At 74.3% G+C, this 1,376-nt stretch carries 1 protein-coding gene and 1 pseudogene; both read right to left on the reverse strand.

Annotated elements, in window-relative coordinates:
* Positions 1 to 837: pseudogene (locus SACPADRAFT_RS0217355) on the reverse strand (PucR family transcriptional regulator); the annotation flags it as partial.
* Positions 834 to 1,376 (reverse strand): phytoene desaturase family protein (locus SACPADRAFT_RS28410; protein WP_007027624.1); only part of this gene is annotated, 543 nt, incomplete at its 5' end. The pseudogene SACPADRAFT_RS0217355 and the gene SACPADRAFT_RS28410, both read right to left, overlap by 4 nt.

A 1,376-nucleotide genomic window follows, 5' to 3' on the forward strand; every position in this document is an offset into this window, starting at 1 on the left:
CGCCAGCACCTCGTGCACGTGGGCCGTGTCGACCGGCGACGCCTGCTCCGGGACGTGGCACCAGACCCACGCGGTGCTGCGGTCGATCGGCACGAACAGCGGCGCGGCCGGGCTGCCCAGCACGCGGGCCAGCCGGTCCGCCAACGACCGCAGCGCCTCGATCTGGTCGGCCGCCTGCCGCACCCCGTCGTCCCACAGCACCGTGGCGACGTGGTGGTGGTCGAGGCGGTAGCCGGTGGTGCGGGCGAACTGCTCGGGCTCGACCGGCTCCCGGTCCAGCACCCGGTGCACCAGCCGGGAGACGTCGGTGGCGGTGCGCTCGGCCAGGGCCTGCCGCTCCGCCTCGTGCACGTCCAGCACCACGCGGGTGATCCGGTCGACGTAGCGGTGCAGCCAGCCCGCCAGGTGGTGCAGCAGCCGCAGTTTCAGCTCCGACGGGCACTCCAGCAGCTGGATCTCCTGGAACACTTCGGCGAGCAGGTCGTCGGAGCCGATGTGGTACGCCCGCCGCAGCGGCGCTGCGGGCACACCCGCGCGGGCCAGCCGGACGGCGTACTCAGTGGCGGCGGTGGCGGGCTGCACGTGCTCGATCGGGATGTCGTTGCGCAGCATGTGCAGGATCGTGGTGATGTTGCCCTCGACGCTGGCGTGCAGCATCTCCGCCAGTTCCGGGTCGTCCAGGTCGACGATCGCGTCCTCGATGGCGGCGTTCATGCTCGCGCCCAGCTCGGTGGAGCGCTCCTGCAGCCGCTCGGCGACGCACACCACGAGCACGCGGATCTGCGCGGCCTCCGGGGCGTCGTCGGAGACCAGGCGGCGGCGCAGCGAGTTCGTCACGGGCGTGCCGCCTTCCCGCCGAGGTCACGCAGCGCCGACCGCGCCGCGTTGTGGCCGCACATGCCGTGCGCGCCCGCGCCGGGCGGGGTGGCGGCCGAACACAGGTACACCCCGGGCGTCCCGAGCCGGTACGGGTCGAGGGCGATCCGTGGGCGGAAGACGAGCTGGAGCGCGTCGTTGGCGCCGGTGACCACGTCTCCCCCGACGTAGTTCGGGTTGTGCGCGGCCATCTGCCCGGCCGAGCGGACGTGCCGGGCGAGGATGCGGTCCCGGAAGCCGGGGGCGAACCGTTCGATCTGCCGCTCGATGGCCTCGGTGGCGTCGCCGGACCAGCCTGCGGGCACGTGCGCGTAGGCGTAGAGCGGGACGGTGTCCCCGGCGGCGCGGGTGGGGTCGGCGACGTACTGCTGACCCACCAGCACGAACGGGCGATCGGGCATTCGGCCGCGGTGCACGGCCCGCTCCGCCGCGGCGATCTCGGCCAAGGGCCCGCCCACGTGCACCGTGCCCGCGCGCCGCGAATCGGCGTGGTGCCAGGG

It is taken from the genome of Saccharomonospora iraqiensis subsp. paurometabolica YIM 90007 (genome assembly GCF_000231035.2).
GTDB classification, from domain to species: Bacteria; Actinomycetota; Actinomycetes; order Mycobacteriales; family Pseudonocardiaceae; genus Saccharomonospora; species Saccharomonospora paurometabolica.